Source organism: Niameybacter massiliensis, assembly GCF_001282685.1.
GTDB lineage: Bacteria > Bacillota > Clostridia > Lachnospirales > Cellulosilyticaceae > Holtiella > Holtiella tumoricola.
This window is the reverse complement of record NZ_LN875035.1, coordinates 1631335-1652399: the sequence shown is the minus strand read 5'-3', so window position 1 is coordinate 1652399 and position 21065 is coordinate 1631335. Positions and strand designations below refer to the sequence as shown.

General features: G+C 33.3%; 18 protein-coding genes and 1 riboswitch. Of the genes, 13 read left to right on the top strand and 5 right to left on the bottom strand.

The window, feature by feature from the left end; all coding sequences use genetic code 11:
- The first annotated feature begins 2 nt into the window (after positions 1-2).
- Entirely contained in the window at positions 3-3407 is a 3405-nt protein-coding gene (locus BN2390_RS13115; protein ID WP_053984793.1) for an FtsX-like permease family protein, read from the top strand.
- Positions 3408-3490: 83 nt separating this feature from the next.
- On the opposite strand, the gene BN2390_RS13110 is transcribed toward BN2390_RS13115, so the two are convergent.
- Complete coding sequence (locus BN2390_RS13110; RefSeq protein WP_053984792.1) at positions 3491-3934, bottom strand: MarR family winged helix-turn-helix transcriptional regulator; 444 nt, start codon at positions 3932-3934, stop codon at positions 3491-3493.
- Positions 3935-4084: 150 nt separating this feature from the next.
- On the opposite strand from BN2390_RS13110, the gene BN2390_RS13105 reads away from it, so the two are divergent.
- Both BN2390_RS13105 and BN2390_RS13100 read left to right on the top strand, forming a co-directional pair.
- Entirely contained in the window at positions 4085-6277 is a 2193-nt protein-coding gene (locus BN2390_RS13105; RefSeq protein WP_053984791.1) for an ABC transporter ATP-binding protein, read from the top strand.
- Entirely contained in the window at positions 6270-8132 is a 1863-nt protein-coding gene (locus tag BN2390_RS13100) for an ABC transporter ATP-binding protein (RefSeq protein ID WP_053984790.1), read from the top strand. Before BN2390_RS13105 ends, BN2390_RS13100 begins: the two co-directional genes overlap by 8 nt.
- 186 nt (positions 8133-8318) lie before the next feature.
- Here BN2390_RS13100 and BN2390_RS13095 read toward each other — a convergent pair whose 3' ends face one another.
- Positions 8319-9104, bottom strand: coding sequence for a putative ABC transporter permease (locus tag BN2390_RS13095; RefSeq protein WP_053984789.1), 786 nt, complete (start codon positions 9102-9104; stop codon positions 8319-8321).
- A 105-nt stretch (positions 9105-9209) separates the two neighbouring features.
- Between BN2390_RS13095 and BN2390_RS13090 the strand changes: the two genes are divergently transcribed.
- The 8 genes from BN2390_RS13090 (at position 9210) to BN2390_RS13055 (ending at position 15510) form a co-directional block, all read left to right on the top strand.
- Positions 9210-9533, top strand: coding sequence for a DUF1904 family protein (locus BN2390_RS13090; protein ID WP_053984788.1), 324 nt, complete (start codon positions 9210-9212; stop codon positions 9531-9533).
- Positions 9534-9571: 38 nt separating this feature from the next.
- Positions 9572-9931, top strand: coding sequence for a nucleotidyltransferase domain-containing protein (locus tag BN2390_RS13085; RefSeq protein ID WP_053984787.1), 360 nt, complete (start codon positions 9572-9574; stop codon positions 9929-9931).
- A complete protein-coding gene (locus BN2390_RS13080; protein ID WP_053984786.1) occupies positions 9924-10301 on the top strand; it encodes a HEPN domain-containing protein in 378 nt (125 codons plus the stop codon). The genes BN2390_RS13085 and BN2390_RS13080 overlap by 8 nt, the downstream gene beginning before the upstream one ends.
- A 91-nt stretch (positions 10302-10392) precedes the next feature.
- Positions 10393-11277, top strand: a complete 885-nt coding sequence (locus BN2390_RS13075) for a TraX family protein (RefSeq protein ID WP_053984785.1) — start codon at positions 10393-10395, stop codon at positions 11275-11277.
- A gap of 169 nt (positions 11278-11446) precedes the next feature.
- On the top strand, positions 11447-12106 hold the full coding sequence (locus tag BN2390_RS13070; protein ID WP_053984784.1) for a response regulator transcription factor: 660 nt from the start codon (positions 11447-11449) through the stop codon (positions 12104-12106).
- Positions 12097-13473: a sensor histidine kinase gene (locus tag BN2390_RS13065; RefSeq protein WP_053984783.1), complete on the top strand. Its 1377-nt coding sequence runs from the start codon at positions 12097-12099 to the stop codon at positions 13471-13473. Before BN2390_RS13070 ends, BN2390_RS13065 begins: the two co-directional genes overlap by 10 nt.
- Positions 13474-13627: 154 nt before the next feature.
- Positions 13628-14119: a hypothetical protein gene (locus tag BN2390_RS13060; protein WP_053984782.1), complete on the top strand. Its 492-nt coding sequence runs from the start codon at positions 13628-13630 to the stop codon at positions 14117-14119.
- A 1070-nt stretch (positions 14120-15189) separates the two neighbouring features.
- A complete protein-coding gene (locus tag BN2390_RS13055; protein ID WP_053984781.1) occupies positions 15190-15510 on the top strand; it encodes a thioredoxin family protein in 321 nt (106 codons plus the stop codon).
- A gap of 57 nt (positions 15511-15567) precedes the next feature.
- Here BN2390_RS13055 and BN2390_RS13050 read toward each other — a convergent pair whose 3' ends face one another.
- A complete protein-coding gene (locus BN2390_RS13050; protein ID WP_053984780.1) occupies positions 15568-16014 on the bottom strand; it encodes a YajG family lipoprotein in 447 nt (148 codons plus the stop codon).
- Between the two features lie 151 nt (positions 16015-16165).
- On the opposite strand from BN2390_RS13050, the gene BN2390_RS13045 reads away from it, so the two are divergent.
- Entirely contained in the window at positions 16166-16630 is a 465-nt protein-coding gene (locus tag BN2390_RS13045; RefSeq protein ID WP_053984779.1) for an NUDIX hydrolase, read from the top strand.
- 80 nt (positions 16631-16710) lie between these two features.
- Here the strand turns inward: BN2390_RS13045 and BN2390_RS13040 are convergent, their stop codons facing one another.
- Positions 16711-17529: a helix-turn-helix domain-containing protein gene (locus tag BN2390_RS13040; protein ID WP_053984778.1), complete on the bottom strand. Its 819-nt coding sequence runs from the start codon at positions 17527-17529 to the stop codon at positions 16711-16713.
- Between the two features lie 258 nt (positions 17530-17787).
- Here BN2390_RS13040 and BN2390_RS13035 point away from each other — a divergent pair, with 258 nt between their 5' ends.
- A complete protein-coding gene (locus BN2390_RS13035; protein ID WP_053984777.1) occupies positions 17788-19659 on the top strand; it encodes a beta-N-acetylhexosaminidase in 1872 nt (623 codons plus the stop codon).
- Positions 19660-19748: 89 nt separating this feature from the next.
- Here BN2390_RS13035 and BN2390_RS13030 read toward each other — a convergent pair whose 3' ends face one another.
- The gene (locus tag BN2390_RS13030; RefSeq protein ID WP_053986321.1) at positions 19749-20927 is read right to left on the bottom strand and encodes a cation:proton antiporter domain-containing protein; all 1179 of its coding nucleotides are present in this window, start codon (positions 20925-20927) and stop codon (positions 19749-19751) included.
- Between the two features lie 46 nt (positions 20928-20973).
- Positions 20974-21051: riboswitch (Fluoride riboswitch) on the bottom strand.
- Positions 21052-21065 lie beyond the last annotated feature (14 nt).

Sequence of the window (21065 nt, the reverse complement as noted above, 5' to 3'; positions counted from 1 at the left end):
AGATGAAAAATAGTACACATAGTAAATCTATAGTAAGAGAGATTCTATCATCAAAAGCAAGATTTGCATCCATATTGGTTATTATCTTTTTAGGGGTAGCTTTTTACTCAGGTATTAAATCAAGTGGACCAGACATGGAAGCAACTATTAATGAATTTTATAGTAATCAGAAACTTATGGATAGTAAAATTGTATCCAGTTTAGGTCTTACTAAAAATGATTTAATGTTACTCGCAGAGGATGAAAGTATATTAGAATATGAGGCAGCACAAAGTTTAGATGTGAATCTAACAAATAAAAATAGTGTTGTTAAATTTATGAGCTATAACCCTAGAAGTATAAGTGGTATTAATCAACTTGTTATAGTAGAAGGGCGCCTTCCACAAAAGCCAGGAGAGATTGTACTTGATGAAAAGGCGTTGCAATTTGATAAAGAATTAAAGATAGGTGATCTCTACAACATTGAGTCAGATGAAGATACAATGGAGATGTTTAATCGTACAGCATATGAGATTGTTGGCTTTGCAAAACATCCAATGTATATCGATAAAGATTCTAGAGGTAGTACAACTATTGGAAAAGGTAGTATAGATTACTTTGCAGTTGTTAATGAGTCTGATATTGCAATGGATGTTTATACGGAAGTTTATGTAAGGTTTAAAAATGTAGAGGGTGTTGCCCCTTATAGCCAAGCATACAAAGAAAAGATGGAAGAGAATAACAAACATTTAAAAACATTATTTTCAGGAAGAACAAAAGCAAGAATAGAAGAGGTTAAGGCAGAAGCAAAGATAGAAATTGATAAAGGGTATAAAGAAATAGAAGATGGTGAAGGAGAACTTGCCAAAGGGGAAAAAGATATAGCAGAAAGTAAGCTAGAGCTTGCAAAGGCACACAAAGACTACGAGCAAGGCTTATTAGATTATGAAAAAGGTATTAAAGATGGTGAAGCACAATTAGCAGAAGGGGAAAGTCAGCTTGTACAAGGTAGAAATGAACTTACTACACAAAAACAACAGTTTGAGACAGGTGAAAAACAGCTTCAAGAAGCTAAAGTACAGTTAGACCAAGCGAAAGAAGAACTTTTAGCAGAAGGTATTGATCCAGACAATGATTTAAGTACGTATCAAGAACAAATTAAGAACTTAAATCGTTTAATCAATACTTATGATGAACTTGCAAAAGATATAAGAAATATTGCAGGACAAACGTCACAAGGTAGTGCAATACCAAGAGAGAAGATTCAGTACTGGAAAGGCATGATTTTGGATGCTAGTTTAGGTCTAGGTGAATTAAATGGTTTAATCGATCAACTAGCAAAGGCACCAACTCAGATTGATTTAGCTATAAATATAGCTCGAAATATTGATGTAATTAAGTTAGGTAATGAGGAAAATAGAGCACAACTACAAAATGTAGTTGAAGGAATAATCCAGTATCACAATGGACTCACTCGGTACAAAGAAGAACTAAAAACTTTCAATGATGGAAAAGTACAGATTTCGCAAGCCGAGAGAGAATTAGATCAAGCCAAAAGCGAGCTAGAGCAAGGAAGAAGAGAGCTTGAAAAAGGTAAGATTGAAGGGAAAGTAGAGCTTGAAGAAGCCAGAGTGCAATTAGAAGATGCTAAGATTCAACTTGCTGATGGTGAAAAGAAAATTCAGGATAATAAGCAAAAATTAGTAGAAGCTAAAGAAGAAATAGAAAATGAAAAGGCTAAATTAAATGATCTAGATAGTAGCAAGTATTGTTTCTTTGATCGAACAGATAACCCAGGGTATTCAACCTATGGCGATTCTATACAAAGTTTAGATAATATTGCTTCTGTTTTTCCAGTATTTTTCTTCTTAGTTGCCATCTTAATTTGTTTAACTACAATGACAAGAATGGTAGAAGAAAAAAGGGGGGAGATAGGTACATTGAAGGCTCTTGGATATACTAACTTAGAAATTGCTAAAAAGTTTGTAGTGTATTCAGCCTTAGCAAGTATTATAGGAGCAATTCTTGGAATTTTAGTAGGAAGTAGTGCACTTCCTTATATTATTAATAGTGCTTATGCAAGTATGTTTGATACACCAGAACTTAAGATACACTACTATACTTCATATATTGTACAATCTATGATCTTGTCTATATTATGTACAGTAGGAGCTTCTGTGTTTGTATTAATGGAAGAACTAAGAGATCATCCTTCAAATCTCATGAGACCTAAGGCACCAAAGCTAGGGAAAAAGATATTCTTAGAGAGAATTATACCTTTATGGAGAAGGCTGAATTTCAATCAAAAGGTAACCTTTAGAAACTTATTTAGATATAAGCAACGTATGATTATGACTGTACTTGGGATAGCAGGGTGTATGGCTATGCTTGTAACAGGTTTCTCTTTGAAAAAGTCTAATTCAGAGTCAATGGAGAAGCAGTTTAGTCAGATGATTCAGTACGACGCGATGGTTGTATTTAATGAAGATGTAACAGAAGAAGAGAATCAGGCTTATGAAGAAACATTGAATCAATTACAAGGTTATGAGTCAAGCTTAGATATACATCAAGAATCGATCACATTTAGAAAAGAAGGAATGAATAAACAAACAGTTATGTTATATGCTCCTAAAGATGTAGAGGCATTAAATAACTATATGACACTCCGAGATAGGAAGACTCAAGAGACCTATCACCTTTCTAATGATGGAGCAATTATAAACGAAAAGCTAGCAAAACTATTAGGTGTATCTAAAGGTGATATAATAACATTCCAAGATTCAGATGCAAATACTTATGAAGTTAGAGTAGATGCTATAACAGAAAACTACTATGGACATAATCTCTATTTATCACCACAGTACTATGAAGAGGTATTTAATAAAGCAATTACTTATAATGCACAACTTCTAAAATTTAGTTCAGAACAAAATGAAGATAGTGTACAAAGCATATTAATGGATACCGATAAAGTAATCAATGTAACGTTAGTTTCAGTATTAGAGAATTCTAGTATGGATTCTAGTTTAGATATGGTTATGTTAGTGTTAATTGTATCTTCAGGGTGTTTAGCCTTTGTTGTATTATATAATCTAATTAATATTAATGTATCTGAACGTATAAGAGAGTTGTCAACGATTAAAGTTTTAGGATTCTTTGATAATGAAGTGACCATGTACATCTTCAGAGAAAATATTATTTTAACGCTATTAGGCATACTTGTAGGCTCAGTTATGGGGAAAGTACTTTTTAGTTTTATCTTAATGACTGCAGAGACAGATACAATGATGATGGTACCAGATATTTATATGAGCAGTTATATCACATCAGGATGTATGACACTTATGTTTGCATTTTTAGTTATGATTATGATGCATATTAAATTGAAAAATATTGATATGATTGATGCATTAAAATCAGTTGAATAATTTAAAAAATATAAAAGCCCTCTTAAGGAACCTTTGCATAAAGGTAAATCTTAAGGGGGCTTTTAATATAATAACTAAAAATACTATTTAAGAAAATCTAGCATAGGTGAGAGCATTTCTATACCCTCTAATAATTGTGGGAGATTTTCTGGTGGAACGCTTTGTAGTTTAGAGATAAGGCGCTCTTTTATGATTTGACGCTGACCTTCTAAGACCTTTTTAGCTTTTGGTGTGGCTGCTACAAGGATGACACGTCTATCAGTAGGATCTTCAGAACGAGAAACAAGATTCTCTAAAATAAGTTTGTCAATAATAGGGGTCATATTAGGTTTTGAAATACAGAGTTTATCTGCAATATGAGATACAGAGGCAGGTCCATTGTGCACTAGGTAGAAAATAACCTTTACCTGAGATGGAGGAATAGGCAAACTTTTAAGGAACTCCTCTTGATTAAAAATTTTAGTGTTTAATTTTACAACCAATTCAAATAATTGATCAGATATATTAGGTAAATTGGTAGTACTCATAATAAAGTCTCCTTTGTAAACGGCTAATTATTTTTAGTATACCCCAAACATCTTAGTTACACAAATAAAAGTTATTGACTTATAATAGTTATGAAAATATAATTAATACAAAATCATAATTAAAAGAGACAACTTTGAGGAGGAAAAGCGATGTTGAAGATGATTAAGTATTTAAAACGATCAGCTTTGTCTATATTAGTAATCGTTGTATTACTTATGGTGCAAGCAATTTGTGACCTTTCATTGCCAGATTATACATCTAATATTGTCAATGTAGGTATTCAACAAGGTGGCGTAGAAAATGCTATACCTAAAGTAATTCGCAAGACAGAGTTAGATAAACTCACACTATTTATGTCAGACGAGGAACAAGAGTTAGTAAAAGCAAATTATATACTGGTTGATGGAAGTGAGGTCAATGAGTATCCTCTTGCAGCAACGGAACAAGTTTATAAATTAAACACTAAAGATAAAGAAGTTAAGGAACAACTTAATAATATATTTGGTAGAGCTATTTTACCTCTTTCAGCCCTTTCAAAAATGGATGAACTACCTTCTGGTATAACTATTCCAGAAGGTACAGATGTTACACAAATGATTGCTCAGATGCCAAAAGAGCAATTAGTAGCGATGCAAGAAAAAATCAATGAGCAATTTGCTAATATGCCAGAAAGTATGATTACTCAATCAGCAACACAAGTTGTAAAAGCTGAATATGAAGCTATTGGACTTAATATGGAAAAAATGCAATCAAATTATATCCTATACTCTGGTGGATTAATGTTACTAATTGCTCTTATAAGTATGGCAGCTACTGTAACAGTAGGGTTCTTAGGTGCACGTGTAGCAGCAGGACTTGGACGTGATTTAAGAGGAAAAGTGTTCAACAAAGTTGTATCTTTCTCAAATGCAGAGATTGATCAATTCTCAACAGCTTCTCTAATTACAAGAAGTACAAATGATATTCAACAAATTCAAATGCTTATGGTTATGCTCCTTAGAGTTGTATTCTATGCACCAATTCTAGGACTTGGTGGTGTAATTAAAGTCCTTGGTACGAATACTTCTATGGCATGGATTATTGCTGTAGCAGTTATGGCTATTTTAACACTTGTATTAGTATTATTTGCAATTGCTATTCCAAAGTTCAAAATGGTTCAGAAGTTAGTAGATAAAGTAAACCTTGTTATGAGAGAAATTCTTACAGGTATGCTTGTTATTCGTGCATTTAGTACCCAAAAACATGAAGAAGAACGTTTTGATAAAGCGAATAAAGACTTAATGAAAACAACATTATTTGTAAATAGATCAATGGCAACAATGATGCCAATCATGATGCTTATTATGAACTGTATCACCGTACTTATTGTATGGAAAGGTGCTCATAGTGTAGATGCAGGAACAATGCAAGTTGGTGATATGATGGCATTTATTCAATATACAATGCAGATTATCATGAGTTTCTTCATGATTTCTATGGTATCTATTATGCTTCCAAGAGCATCAGTATCTGCATTACGTATAGAAGAAGTCTTACAAACAGAAGTAACCATTAAAAATCCAAAAGCAACAAAAGCTTTTAATCAAGCACAAAAAGGTATTATAGAATTTAAAAATGTATCTTTCAGATATCCTAATGCGGAAGAAGATGTACTTACGGACATTAACTTCGTAGCAAAACCAGGTCAGACAACAGCGTTTATTGGAAGTACAGGAAGTGGTAAGTCTACATTGATTAACCTTATTCCAAGATTTTATGATACTACACAAGGTGAGATTCTTGTTGATGGTGTCAATATCAAAGATGTAAGTCAACATGACTTAAGAGAAAAAATAGGTTACGTACCTCAAAAAGGTGTATTGTTCTCAGGTACAATTGATAGCAACTTAAGATATGGTACACAAGATGCCACACAAGATCAAATTGAAAAAGCAGCCAAGATTGCTCAAGCATCAGACTTTATTGCTGCCAAACCAGAAGGTTTTGACTCAGAGATTGCACAAGGCGGTACCAATGTTTCAGGAGGACAAAAACAACGTCTTTCTATTGCAAGGGCTATTGCAAAAGATCCTGAAATCTATATTTTTGATGATAGTTTCTCTGCACTTGACTACAAAACAGATGTGGTACTTCGTAAAGCACTTAAACAGGAAACAGCAGATAGTACGGTACTCATAGTAGCTCAACGTATTAGTACAATTCTTCATGCAGATCAAATCATTGTATTAGATGAAGGAAGAATTGTAGGAAAAGGAACACATGAAGAGCTTCTTAAGAACTGTGAAGTTTATGAGCAAATTGCTTTATCACAACTTTCAAAGGAGGAGCTAACTCATGAGTAATCAAAGACAACAACCAAAAAGAGGGTTTGGTCCAGGTGGTGGACACGGTCCAATGGGGGCTATGGGTGGTGAGAAAGCAAAAGATTTCAAAGGCACAATGAAAAATTTAATTAAATACCTAGCTCCATTTAAAATTTCTATTATTACAGTTGTTATTTTTGCAATAGGAAGTGCATCTTTCTCTATTGTAGGACCGAAATTATTAGGTAAAGCAACAACAAAGATTTTCGAGGGACTTGTAAGCAAAGTAAGTGGTGGAAGTGGAGGAATCGACTTCACTTACATTGGTAATATGCTTTTATTCCTATTAGGTCTATATATTATTAGTGCATTGTTCTCTTTCATTCAAGGTTTTGTAATGTCAGGAATATCACAAAAAGTATCTTATAATCTTAGAAAAGCAATTTCTGAGAAAATGAACCGTATGCCGCTTAAGTATTTTGATACTAAAACACATGGTGAAGTACTTTCAAGAGTAACAAATGATGTAGATATGATTAGTAATAACCTTAACCAAAGTATGACACAAATGATTACATCCATTACAACTTTAATAGGGGTACTCATTATGATGTTCTCTATTAGTTGGGTGATGACACTTGTTGCTTTATTAGTACTTCCATTATCTATGGTGTTTATCACACTTGTAGTTAAGAAATCACAAAAATACTTTAAATCACAACAAGAATACCTTGGTCATGTAAATGGTCAGGTAGAAGAAATATATGGTGGTCACAATATTGTAAAAGCTTTCAATGGAGAAGAAGCAGCAGTAGAAGAGTTCAACAAACTTAATGATACACTTTATAATTCAGCTTGGAAATCTCAGTTCTTATCAGGTATGATGATGCCAATTATGAGCTTTATTGGAAACCTTGGCTATGTAATGGTATCCATTCTTGGAGGATGGCTTGCAATTAAAAATACGATTGAAGTAGGGGATATCCTTTCATTTATTCAATATATGAGATCATTTAATCAACCGATCGCACAGACAGCTCAAGTTGCTAACTTAATGCAGTCAACAGCAGCTGCAGCAGAGCGCGTTTTTGAATTCTTAAATGAAGAGGAAGAAGAACAGTTTGCGAAAGAACCAGTAAGTATAGATAATCTATCAGGATATGTGGACTTTGAACATGTTCACTTTGGTTACAATCCAGAAAAGATTATTGTTAATGACTTTACAGCACATGTAAGACCAGGTCAAAAAGTAGCTATTGTAGGACCAACAGGAGCAGGTAAAACAACAATGATCAAGCTTCTTATGCGTTTCTATGATGTAAACTCAGGAGCTATTCGCCTTGATGGTCATGATATCAAAGATTTCAATAGAAGTGAACTTAGAGATGCTTTTGGGATGGTACTCCAAGATACATGGTTATTTAATGGATCTATTATGGAAAATATCCGTTACGGTAATTTAGAAGCTTCAGATGAACAGGTTATTAAAGCAGCAAAAGCAGCTCGTGTACATCACTTTGTAAAAACACTTCCAGATGGTTACAACATGGTGCTTAATGAAGAAGCAAGTAATGTGTCTCAAGGGCAAAAGCAACTTCTTACTATTGCAAGAGCAATCTTATCAGATCCTAAAGTACTTATTCTAGATGAAGCAACAAGTTCAGTAGATACACGTACGGAGGTACTCATTCAACAAGCAATGGAAAACCTTATGAAAGGTCGCACAAGCTTTATTATTGCCCACAGATTATCCACTATTCGTAATGCAGATCTTATTCTTGTAATGAGAGATGGGGATATTGTTGAACAAGGAACACATGATAATCTTCTTGCAGCAAATGGATTCTATGCATCACTTTATAATAGCCAATTTGAAAATACAGAAGAGGCTTAAAAAATAGTAAATTCTAAAGAGGGTGTTACACAATAACCAATGAGGTTAACTGTGTGACACCCTCTTTTGGTATCAAATGAATTCAGATTTTAAAATTTAATGGTATGTCATTAGGACTTGCAAAAAATGTGTTTTTATACACTATGGAAAATGTACGTGGTTTGAAATTAAAGTTTTAGGATAAACTTATTTTAGACGATCACGTAGTTTTGAAATGTACTCTTCAAGATGAATAAAGTGAAAGCTAGGAAATGCATCTAACAGACGGTCATGGAGAATATTTTTAATAGCTACTTTTTTATTCATTTCATTTTCAAGATAAGTAATGAATTCAGCACACCTTAGGTTACGCTGTCCTTCTGAGAGTAAATGTTTTTCTTCTAGAGATGAAAGTTTATTTTCGAGTAAATACAACTTTTCTTTCAAAGTAGTGTTTAGTTCAGAGATTGAATGAACACGGTCTTTGAGAGATGTAATGGTGTAGAGCGTTACAACAATATCTACACACAAAATAATATTAAATCCCATCACAATAAGTGGGAGAAACGTACTAGGTATATTGAAGATTCCTTTAGTCAAAAAAGGATGGATCCCATAGACAAGTATCAAACAAAGTAAGCCAAATAGTGTAGAATTAAGTAGGCAGACACGTCCATGAATATTAAAGTGGTGCTGAGAATAATCCCACCAATGGGCATGAAAGAGCTTTTCTAAGAGAAAGCTTGTTATGTATTCTAATAGACTTGTAACTATAATACCCAATAGAAATACCAGTAAAGGATAGGGATAAAAAGGCCATAAAAAGTGAATAACAAGTAGTGCGCCAAATCCATAGACTGGACAGTAGGGACCATTTAAAAAGCCTCTATTAATAAATTTTTTTCTAGGAATAGAACAATAGATAACTTCAGACAACCAACCTAGCATACTATAAAGTACAAAGTATAAACTATTAATATAGAAATTCAACATTAGGAACCTCCTTTTTACTTTTTCATCTGAACGAAAGAACCTTGTTTATGATATGATAAGAGATGACTAGATTAGACTATGGACATTTTAAAGGAGAATAGAATTATGCCAATGTTACGTATTCGTGGTATTCAAATGCCAAAAATAAAACAAGTAAGCCGTGATCTTGTAAATGATCTTGCAATGATTGTGGGCTGTCCAAAGGATTACTTTACACTTGAATGTATGCATACTACTTTTATTTTGGAAGGTAAAGAAGTAGAGCCTCCTGCAATTATTGAAGTAGCCTGGTTCGACCGTGGTCAGGAAGTACAAGATAAAGTCGCAGAATGTATTACAAAATACTTTGGAGCAGGTATATCATGTCTTGAAGTATATTTTGTGCCACTTAAGGAAAGTAGTTACTATGAAAATGGTCAACATTTTTAAAGTATACGTATTCTACAAAAGAAAAGAGATGAGAACAGGTGATTGATATTCCTAGTATCTATCAAGAAAGACTTTTAGCAGTCTATGAGCATTTTAAAGCTTTAGATCTTGGAGAGTATGAAGTTTATCTCTTTGGTAGTTATGCTAAAAGAGAAATTAAATCCACCAGCGATATTGATCTTCTAATCTTATTAGAGAGACCCTTAACACCGAAAGAAGCTAAGATGCTGCGTATGGATTTAAGAGAAGACTATGAGGAAAAAATACACTACACTTATGAAGTAGATGTGAAAATTTATAATAAGGCACGTTTTTATGAGTTAGCCAGTAAACTCTCATTTGAAAGTGAAATTACAAAATATATGCTGCCATTAAAGGAGGCGGTGTGTGGTGAATAGGTCTATGCTTGACTTTGCCAACACTGATTATGAACTGATTCAACACATTAAAGATGTAAAGGGGATGGAAGATCCTACAATCGTCAACTGCCAGCAGTGTGCAGAAAAATACTTAAAACATCTTGTACGTGAACATGCAAATGAAGTTATGCGTAGTCATAGTCTTTCAGCAATGATTGCTAAACTTGAAGAGGCATTTCCTGAATTACAGGATTTTAAACGTATTGCCAGGTTTTTGACAGATAGTTATTATGATAGACGTTATGAGAGTGAAGATTATGTCTTGCTCGAGCCAGACGAATATGAAGACTATCTCAATCAAAGCTTAGAACTCATAGCTTATCTTAGAAAGTTATGTGGTCTTGAATAAAATAAATAAATCTTTAGAAAATCCTTAGAAATGCTCCTTATACTATTAAACAGATGCCAGTCATCAGTTAAAAAGATAAGGAGTGTTTTTTATGGAGAAAAATGGTCAATGTATAGATTTAGTAAGTGAAGTGAAGCAACAAGAGGGTGTAAATAGGAGTGTAGTACCAATATGGAAAAATGGTTTAACGGGATTTCAGATTAAGGTTATTGCATTAGTATTGATGGTATTTGATCATATTCATTATTTCTTTGAGTATACAGGGCAAGTGCCTACATTATTTTCACAACTTGGGAGGATATCGGGGTATCTCTTTTTATATATGGTATTAGAAGGATTTAGTCATACACGTAGCCGAAAAAAATATATAGGACGTATGTATGGTATGTCTGTTTTGATGGGAACGATTAATTATTGTATTGCAACCTTTGGGCTCAGCAGACCAGATGGATTTTATCCGATAAATAATATTTTTGCAACGTTTACACTTATTCTAATATTAGTAGAAGGAATAGAGTGTTTGAAACAGAAGAAAAGAGTACAAGGTATAGCATTTTTAGCAGTGGGGATATTACCAAATTGTCTAGCCTATTTGTTACCAATGAGTATGATGCCAGTATTAGGATTAGTGATGACAACAGTTTTACCTTTACCAATGTTTGTTGAAGGAGGAATCTTCTATGTAATAGCAGGTTTAATTCTTTATGGCTTCAAGAAGCGTAAAGTACTTCAAATAAGTGTATTTGGGATATTTACATTACTATGGACAATAGGAATGCCTCTTTTAATGGGAATAGACCTTACAGTAGCCAATTTATTTACAACTTACTATGAGTGGATAGGAATCTTTGCAATTCCTTTCATGTGTTTATACAACGGCCAAAGGGGACGTAGTATGAAAGGATTCTTCTATGCCTTTTATCCAGTTCACGTTTATGTATTTTACATTTTATCTTTTATATTTTTCAAAGGATAAGAGAAACCTTAACTCAATTTTTAAAAGGATTCTATAGGGATAAGACATATCAAATGAATAAGATATAATTGATTAAATGGAGCTTTCATAAGGATGTATAAAGGTGTAGACTAAAGGTGTTAAGATGAGTTCCAAGAGAAATGAGTAGGATAAAGATAGGAAGTGTGCAATGAGTAGGATCTTGGTGGTAGATGATGAAGCAGATTTAGTAAAGCTAATTGCAAATGTATTAAAAAAGGCAGGACATGAAGTTGTTACTGCCTTTTCGGCATATGAAGTATTAGAAAAAGACTATAAGTTTTATGATTTAATATTATTAGATGTGATGATGCCAGGGATGGATGGCTTTGAGCTTTGCAAGCAGATACGTCACCAAGTAGATGTACCTATTATTTTCTTAACGGCAAAGAGTATGGAAAATGATATTATGTATGGATTATGTATAGGAGCAGATGACTACTTAACTAAACCTTTTGGTACAGGTGAGTTAAGAGCACGTGTAGAAGCGCATTTAAGAAGAGAGCAACGAGAGAAAAAACATACTTTGCATGTATCGGGGGTGGACTTTGATCTTTCAGGCAAAGAAGTGTTAGTGAATGGGGAGAAGATTAATTTAACTAAAAGTGAATATCTTATTTGTGAATATCTTGCTCATAATAAGGGACAGGTTTTTACAAAAGAAAGTATATATGAAAAGGTCTATGGGTACGAGGGAGAAAGTGATGTGAGTACGATTACAGTGCATATCAAAAATATACGTATTAAGCTGAAACCTTATGGCCTTGTGCCTATTGAAACAGTTTGGGGGATTGGTTATAAATGGGTATAAGAAAAAGAACACTTAAAAGTATTTTTATAGAATACATGATTGTTATTGGCACTACCAGTTTGCTAATCTTAGCCATTGTATCTTTAGTCATGAATATACTTGTACAGACACAGTTTATTTTGCCAGCTAACTATGAGGAGCAGAAGGTATTCAAGGTACGTGACACATTAGGAGGAAAAGAAACTATAAGCCTAGCGGATATACCAGGTGGATGTCGTTACGCCTTATTTGATATAGAGGAGAATTTATTAGGAACAAATCTAAAGGCATCAGAAGTAGAGCGTGCAAGATTATATGTGCAAACTGGAGATAAACCAGATGGACTAACCCAATATATTTTAGTGGAAGGTAAACAACAATGGTGCGTATTACTATATAGAATAGGTGCACACTATAGCTCTCCTATTTTAGAAAAGTATCTTCCTAATGTAGAGCTTTTATTTATACTTATATTAGTAGGGAGTATAGTGTTAGGAGTAAGTATTGTATCTGGTATTTATGTTAAAAGAATTAAGCGTGCGCTTATCCCTTTAGAAGAGGCTGTAGAACAAATTAAAAATCAAAATTTAGACTTTCAGGTAGCACCTACTTCTATAAAGGAATTTAATGAGATTAGTGAGTCTCTCGAACAACTAAAGGAAGCTTTAGGCGATGCACTTAGAGTGCAGTGGAATTTGGAAAAAAGGAAAAGAGAGCAAATGGCTGCCATTGCACATGATATTAAAACACCTCTTACAATTATAAAAGGAAATGCAGAGTTACTTGTTGAAGATGATACATTAGATGAAGAACAAAAAGAATATAGTGGATATATCTTGAAAAATAGCAAGCAGATCCAAGACTATGTGACATTATTATTAGATATTTCTCATTCGGATGAAATAGGCACATTAAATAGAAAAAGGGTGAGCCTTAAGACATTTATGGAAGAGGTAAGCCAGCAAGGTGGACAACTTGCTGAGGTTAGACAAGTTCAATTTGAAGTGGCAGATAGAACTGAAGAATATAAGATAAATATTGATAAAGAACTTTTGAACAGAGCTGTAATGAATATTATTAGCAATGGAATCGATCATACAAAAGAAATGACAAGGGTAACAATGGAAGTTGATGCAATAGGAGAGCATGCATATAGACAATTAAGTATAATCATCCAAGATGAGGGAAAAGGTTTTAGTGAGCAAGATTTGCAAAACGCTTGCAAGGAATTTTATATGGGAGAAGAAAGTAGGTCGCGTAAAGGGCACTACGGAATGGGACTTCATATTGCACGTCAGATTATAGTATTGCATGGTGGAAGTTTAAAACTTATGAATAGAGAAGATAGATCGGGAGCAAAAGTGATTATAATCATTCCACTAGTATAGGCAGAACATCAGTAGGGGGGAGATTAAATCAAATATTATAACGAGTCATGATGAATGAAACAAGCTAAGTAATAACTAGGACTTTAGGTGTGATAAAAACTAGAAGAATATGGTATACTATAGAAAAATCTATAGATAAAATGAGGAATGACAGATGTATTGCGTATTAGGAGATAAAGTACTTCAATGTGAAGTAAAAAGAAAAGATGAGAGAATGTCAGTATGTATGGTGGGTGCAGGAGCAAAAGAGCAACGTGTACCTAACAATTGCATCTTTTTAAATGAACAAGAAGCAAGAGAGTGTTTAAAGAAAAAACGTAGAAGCCAACAAGAAGAAGGTCAACAAGTTGCAAACAATGTACAACGTTGTAATGAACTCTATGAAGAACTGTTCAATGAGACAGGTATTGAAGTTCGTATGATTGATAGACAATGGACTATTAATATGGCAACTAAACATATTACAAGTCTCAAAAAGAAGTTAGCAGATAAGCCAGAAATGCACGCTAAAAATGTAAGTAAAGCCTTCCAAGCAGCGCCAAGCAAGAAAGAATCAGATATTAGAAGAGGGCGTAGTGGCTTTGATAAAAGACAAGCACCAGGCAAAAGCAAGGGCCAGGGTGGAAGCAAAAGAGGCAATAAATAGATTTAAATTGAGCTTATAAGAATAAACAACAAAAAGCTAACCCAAGACTGTCTCCCCCTTTTATCAAATGGACAGGTTTAGGTTAGCTTTATTGTTGTGTGGCAAAGTGCTCACGAAATAAGCTAGGTTTAACTTCAAAGTGAATGAGGCTTTTGTAAACTATGACTTATAAGTGGATGGTCTTGTAAGTGACTTAAGTAAGCGTCTATTAGTGAAAGGATGCAAGGCATAGATCACGATAAGTTGCTAGTTAAATAACTTTTAAGATTGTGCACATTAGAAACATAGACTACAAGAACTTGAAATTCTAAAAGAAGCTTAAGTTTAGCTAAAAAAGAGTGAGGCATATGGATAATGCAATGAATTTCTGAAGTTTGCCACAGCTAACAGAAATTCAATCCTAAGAAAAATAATATACATTTTAGGTAAGAGGGGGACCTAGAAATATAAAACTTTTCTTAGATAAAGAAATGCTATAAAGAACAGCCTAGGATGAGTTCTTAGTAGCCCATCTTTGCATTATATAAAAACTTTTAAGAGGTAAAAAGGTCATACTTTAGAAAGAAGAGTTAGCATTGTTTTAACCTCTAACCTATATATACAAATGAGAAGATAGAATCCGTCACATTTTTTGATGGAAGAATAGAGGATTGTAAGATATTTATAAAAAGATAAGTTGTTAATTGTACATATTGCTGATGAAATGAGTATAATAACTATTTTAATATATTCGCAGTATAGGAACAAAAATGGAATAGTGGTTGCACAAAAAGGTGATATTATTTTTGAAAAATAATATAATAGAACATTTTATGACTTTACGAGTAAATATTTATTTGCTTTCATAGAGATGCAGGTTATTTTTAATTATGAAATAAAGAAATTTGGATATAATACATTATTTGAGGATAAAATAAAAAAATGGGATATTATTAAACAATATATTTTAATCTATGTAGAGAACTAAGTAAAAATAAAGTATATGAACAAAGAGATACATTTATAAAGTACTTAAATAAACAATAAAGATAGATGAAGTAAATAGAAATAGGCGTAGGAGGAGAGATGATATGCAATCTATAACAAACCAAGAAGAAGTAAAAGAACAGATTAAAGCACATGACTTAGTGGTTGTCTACTTTACAGGAAGTGCTTGTGGTGCTTGTGAAGTGATTAAGGAGAAAGTAGAGAATATTCTTGCTAAATATCCAAAGATAAAGGCAATAGAAGTTAATGGTGAAAAATATCCTGAAGTGGCAACAAGTTTTGAAGTATATGCTCTCCCTCTTATGATTTTATTTGTACAAGAAAGAGAAAGTCTAAGAGTAGGGCGGAACTTAGATTTAAGGGAGTTTGAAGCAAAGCTTGTACGATATATAAAAATGATGTAAGAAGATTAAATAGAAGCACCATTAATGTTGGTTGATCTAACATTAATGGTGCTTCTATTATGGCTTTACAATAAGTTTAGTGGTATAAGAGACAGAGCCTTCAGGCCAAGTACCGATAATCTCGAAGATATATGTACCCTCTTCAGAAGGTAGGCCAAAACTATCAGTAGATGTGGAATAAAGGGTAGAAGACTCAGCAACCCAAGAGTAAATCTTTACATCAGTTGGTATAGTTGAAAAATTTAAAGAGATATTAGCTGATGGAGTGATCATAGTTCCACCCATTTTAAGGGCAATTTGGCTAGGGCTAGCAGCATCAGCAACAACGCTCTTACTTGTCAATAAGCCAGTTTGATAAGTCCAATGATAACCACCTTGAGTAATTGGAATTTGCTGATCGTTATATGTGAGTTGAAGTGTAGGAAGAGGGGGATGGGTATTTTTGCTACAGCCAAGAAGAGACAAGGTGATTATACATATTACAATTAATAATAGTTTTTTCATCTCTAGACCTCCCTATATATGATAGTTTAGACGCATATTCTTATAAAAAAGTTCCTAAAATTAATGAAATAATGCTAAAAGGATTATATTAGTTTATAATATTTTTATTTGGTGAGAAATTTTATAGGTTGAGAGAGGGGAATATGAAAGTATGAATAGACACTTTACAGTATCTATTTATGTTGTAAATAATAATAGAGTTTTACTTCATAAGCACAAAAAAGCCCAAATATTATTACCTGTTGGAGGTCATATAGAGTTAAACGAATTACCTGAGGAAACTGCTAAAAGAGAGGCTTTAGAGGAGACCGGAATTAAAATAGAATTATATGACATAGATAGCTTAAAGGATAAAAATGTAGATAATGAGAGAGAAAAGGTATTGATTAATCCCATACACACGATATGGGGTGAGATTGAGAAGGGACATGAACATATAGACTTTGTATTTTATGCTACAAGTATGACTGATGAGTTAAGACCACAAGAGGATGAATCTCTTAATTTAAGGTGGTATTCGGAAAAAGAATTAAAAGAAATTAAAGATCACTTATTAAAGGATGTTTACTATATGGCACAAGAAGCTATTGAACTATGCAGATGCAAAAAGAAGTAACATCTATACATATCTAAACTAATAGTTAATCTTAGAAGGAACAATTTCATTTAAAATGAAGTTGCTCCTTTTACCCAAGGTTAATTCAATAAGTCTATCTTTGTTTCAATATCTTTTAGGAAGTCTTTTCTAGTTTCGTAGATAGTACTTTTAAAAAATTCGGCAGTGAAATCATCTTTAAAAGCATCGATTACTTTTTTAACAATAAGTAATTGTGTTTTTGATTTTTCTTTTTCACCTGCTTGGTTATAGAAATCAGCAAGTTTTATAAGCATTTCTATAAGAGAATCTGCAGATAGGTTTTTTTGTTTATGAGCTGCTTCATACATATCCTCTCCATCAAGCAATAGAGCAGCAACTTCTAACTTAGTAAAATAAATCTCAGGAATCTTATTTATTGTTGCTTTAGCAAGACTGTATTCTCCTATAGATTTATATGCTTCTGCCAGAATACGGTATGCATCATATTTAATATCATCATGTTTTGTACATTCAATTAATATCTGACACATGTCTATAACTTCTGAGCTTCTTTCTGGTATAGGTATAACCCCAATGATGCAATTAAGTAGGATGTCATTACCAGGATATTTCTTTAATCCTTCACGTAATATTTTTTCACACATTTCAGGATCGCAATAATAATATTCACTTGATTTTAGAACAATGTCATTAACATTGTTTTCGATTTCATAGAGATTAAAATCAAAGAGTTCATCTGTTGATACACCAAAGAATGAAGCAAGTGCAGGGATTAAACATACATCAGGCATAGTGGCGCCATTTTCCCATTTAGAGACTGCTTGAAATGAAATACCAAGATAATTTGCAAGTATCTCTTGAGAAATATTTTTCTTCTTACGTAAATATTTAATTTTTTCACCTAGTTTAATATTCATAAGTATTGCTCCTCATTATAAAGTAATCAGCGCTGGTTCTTATTAAAGTATAGCAGTTACTTTTGAGATATGAATAACTTATTTATTGAGAAATTTTCAACTATAGGTAGAATGATATATTTTATCAAAGACCTAAGTTGCTTTATTTGAGATAGATGAATTTATTAATAAAATATAGTGAAAAAATAGTAAAAATATAGTAAAATTTAATTTAATCAATCGTATATAAAGAATACTTAGAGAGAAGGAGAATTTACGATGATTCAATTAAATGTAGTTGGTTTAGAGGAAAGTTTAAAAGAACCTCTTAGTTTACTAGGAAGACGATTTGAATTTGAAATAATAGAAACAGGAAGAATTTTAAAGTGCCTAGAAACTTCTATAGATGGATTGAAAGTAAAAGTGACAGGAGAAAATGCTGTTATAGAATATAAGAATATAAATACTTTATTTAGGGCAATAGGGTATGTTATTCAAAAGCTACAAGAAGGCGTTCAAGAGTTTGAAATAGAAGAGAAGCAATATTTTACTTTTAATGGTTTGATGGTAGATTGTTCAAGAAATGGTGTTCTCAATATAGCGTATGGAAAAGAACTAATTGAGCGTCTTGCTATTATGGGGCATAGTGTCATGATGCTTTACATGGAAGATGTATATGAGCTAGAAGGTGAGCAGTATTTTGGTTATATGAGAGGACGTTATACAAAAGAAGAGTTACAAGAACTTGATCAGTATGCTCTCAAGTTTGGTATAGAACTTATTCCATGTATTCAAACATTAGCTCATTTAGAACATTTCTTAGCATGGGATGAGCCTAAAAATAAGTATCTAGATATAGATAATATTTTATGCGTAGGTAATGAAGAGGTTAAAAGATTCTTAGATAACATGCTTAGACAACTTTCAGATACCTTTACAAGTAAACGTATACATATAGGAATGGATGAAGCTTTTAATCTAGGGAGAGGAAGATATGCAGATAAACATGGACTTGAAAGTAAGTCTACCATCATGAATAAGCATCTTGAGGATATATTAAAGATTTGTAATCGTTATGGGCTACAGCCTATGATTTGGGATGATATGTTCTTTAATCATGGATCATTAGATGACGCAGGAAATATTCCTAAAGAAGTAGATCTAATGTATTGGGATTACTACAACAATAGTGAAGCGCATTATACATATAATCTTAATAGGAGAACAGAATTAGATAGAAAGGTAATGTTTGCTGGAGGGGCATGGCGTTGGATTGGGTATGCACCGCATCATACTAAAACCTATGTATCCACTAATGCTGCACTGATGGCTTGTAAAAAAGCAGGTGTAAAAGAAGTTTTAGCTACAGCATGGGGAGATGAGGGAAGTGAGGCACCTCTTAGCACTTGCTTATTTGGAACAGTGCTTTTTGCAGAACATGGTTATCAAGAGACGGTAGATTTAGAAGACTTTAAGAAAAGATTAGCATTTTGTAGTGGATTAAGCTATGAAAACTTTATGAAACAAGAAGCCTTTGATATTTTACCAGAGGTCAGTGACCCATCGGCTACAGTAAATCCAAGTAAATATATGTTTTACGAAGACCCACTTTGCAGCATGTTTGTCTATCATACAAGAGCTATCCAAGAAGATTTAACTTCATATTACCAAGAGCTACAAAATTATTTTGAGAAAGAAGCTGATAATGAATTCAATATACTTTATAAAAAAGTAGACGAAATGTATGCTGCATTTGCCAAGGTATTAAAATTAAAGTGGAATTTAGGTGTAAATCTATTAGATGCTTATCAAGTACAGGATAAGATAAAATTAAAAGAAATTATTAGTAGACAAGTTGAGCCATTAATTGATGTCTTAGAAGTATTTGGAGAAAAGCGTTTTAATGAATGGCAAATGACGAATAAAAGTATTGGTTATGAAGTATTAGATTTAAGAATAGGTGGGATGCTTCAAAGGCTTCGTACAACAAAGCGTATCGTGAATAGCTATATAGAAGGTCAATTAGACCATATTGTAGAATTAGAAGAAGTGAGATTGCCTAAAACACCTTATAGACAAGAAGGTGCGGGGGAAATGATGCAGTATAATGAGGCACAAAAAAGTATGACAGCTAACAAAATGTGTTGGTAAGAGGTAGAAGTTAGATATAAAAGGCTATAAAACGAATTTTGTTCTCGTTTTATAGCCTTTTGTCAGTTATATAAGTGGTTTTATAGCTATTATTCAATAGGTAAAAGGCGGTGAGATAAATAGTCTATACCAAAGGCTCCAAGAGGTGCTGTAAGTACTATTGCAATAACGGAAATAGTAAGTACAATAGGCCCACAACTAAGTCCCATTGTAAGAGGAATACTTCCTATAGCGGCCTGTACTGTAGCTTTTGGCATATAAGCCACAATACAAAAAATACGCTCTTGCTTAGTAAGAGGTGTCTTAAGTAGTGCAAGCCATACACCCAATGCTCTAAAGACAAGGGCAAAGGAGATGACTAATAAGGCTGGGATAGTTGACTTAAGTGCATAGCTTAAATCTACTGTCGCACCAACAAGAACAAAGAGTATCAGTTGGGCGGCAATCCACAGCTTGGAGAATTTATTAGAGAGCCTACTAGCGAGTGGACAATAGTTACGATAGAGTGTAGCACCTAAAGTCATAATAGCAATAAGGCCTGAAAAGGGAATAGTTGCTTTAATTGTACTTTCCAGACTAACAAGTAAAAAGGCAATACTTAAGATAATAATAACTTTTATAGAATCTCTAAGATGCATAGATTTAAAGCATTTTGTAAGTAAAAGACCAACAACAAGTCCGACAACAATTCCAAGTAGAATGGCAAGGGGGATACCTAAGAAACTTTCTATGCTAAATTGCCCACCTTCTGCAATACCTGTAAATGAGGTAAATAACACAATGACAAAAATATCATCTACAGAAGCGCCAGCCATAATCAGTTGAGGAATACTATGATGTGTACCTCGTTGTTCTTCGATAAGATTTACCATCCTTGGCACGATAACTGCAGGTGAAACAGCAGCAAGTACAGTGCCAAGAATAGCTGCATCTAATAAAGAAATTCCAAGTAGAGTAGGTGCTATGATTAGAGTACCTAATAATTCTAGAGTAGCAGGTACAAAACACATCAAAAGTGCAGGACGCCCTACCTTTTTGAGTGCCTCAAGGTCAAGAGAAAGACCGGCACGAAGTAAAATAATGACTAAAGCAATTTGTCTTAAATCAGCAGAGAGTTGTAAAATACTAGGAGCTAGTAAGTTAAGAGCATAAGGACCAAGTATGATGCCGGTTATGAGCATACCAAGTAAGTCAGGTAAACCTAACTTTTTCATTAGTCCACCAAGTAGTAAACCACATAAAAAGATTAATGCTAAGCTTGTAAGAATCATTTTATTCCTCCTTTTAATCACGCAAAAAAAGCTGATAACCCTGCTTGTGGCAGAAGTCATCAGCTTGTAAGAGCAGTTTTGGATACTAAGTCCAAGGGAGACATTCATTCCCTTCGGTCATAAAGACACTAGTAT

Bases quoted from the DNA above. Each gene is read 5' to 3' on its own strand.
- BN2390_RS13110 (WP_053984792.1), bottom strand. From the start codon at position 3,934: ATGAGTACTACCAATTTACCTAATATATCTGATCAATTATTTGAATTG.
- BN2390_RS13045 (WP_053984779.1), top strand. From the start codon at position 16,166: ATGAATAGACACTTTACAGTATCTATTTATGTTGTAAATAATAATAGA.
- BN2390_RS13055 (WP_053984781.1), top strand. From the start codon at position 15,190: ATGCAATCTATAACAAACCAAGAAGAAGTAAAAGAACAGATTAAAGCA.
- BN2390_RS13035 (WP_053984777.1), top strand. From the start codon at position 17,788: ATGATTCAATTAAATGTAGTTGGTTTAGAGGAAAGTTTAAAAGAACCT.
- BN2390_RS13075 (WP_053984785.1), top strand. From the start codon at position 10,393: ATGGAGAAAAATGGTCAATGTATAGATTTAGTAAGTGAAGTGAAGCAA.
- BN2390_RS13115 (WP_053984793.1), top strand. From the start codon at position 3: ATGAAAAATAGTACACATAGTAAATCTATAGTAAGAGAGATTCTATCA.
- BN2390_RS13050 (WP_053984780.1), bottom strand. From the start codon at position 16,014: ATGAAAAAACTATTATTAATTGTAATATGTATAATCACCTTGTCTCTT.
- BN2390_RS13065 (WP_053984783.1), top strand. From the start codon at position 12,097: ATGGGTATAAGAAAAAGAACACTTAAAAGTATTTTTATAGAATACATG.
- BN2390_RS13105 (WP_053984791.1), top strand. From the start codon at position 4,085: ATGTTGAAGATGATTAAGTATTTAAAACGATCAGCTTTGTCTATATTA.
- BN2390_RS13070 (WP_053984784.1), top strand. From the start codon at position 11,447: ATGAGTAGGATCTTGGTGGTAGATGATGAAGCAGATTTAGTAAAGCTA.
- BN2390_RS13100 (WP_053984790.1), top strand. From the start codon at position 6,270: ATGAGTAATCAAAGACAACAACCAAAAAGAGGGTTTGGTCCAGGTGGT.
- BN2390_RS13090 (WP_053984788.1), top strand. From the start codon at position 9,210: ATGCCAATGTTACGTATTCGTGGTATTCAAATGCCAAAAATAAAACAA.
- BN2390_RS13060 (WP_053984782.1), top strand. From the start codon at position 13,628: ATGTATTGCGTATTAGGAGATAAAGTACTTCAATGTGAAGTAAAAAGA.
- BN2390_RS13040 (WP_053984778.1), bottom strand. From the start codon at position 17,529: ATGAATATTAAACTAGGTGAAAAAATTAAATATTTACGTAAGAAGAAA.
- BN2390_RS13095 (WP_053984789.1), bottom strand. From the start codon at position 9,104: ATGTTGAATTTCTATATTAATAGTTTATACTTTGTACTTTATAGTATG.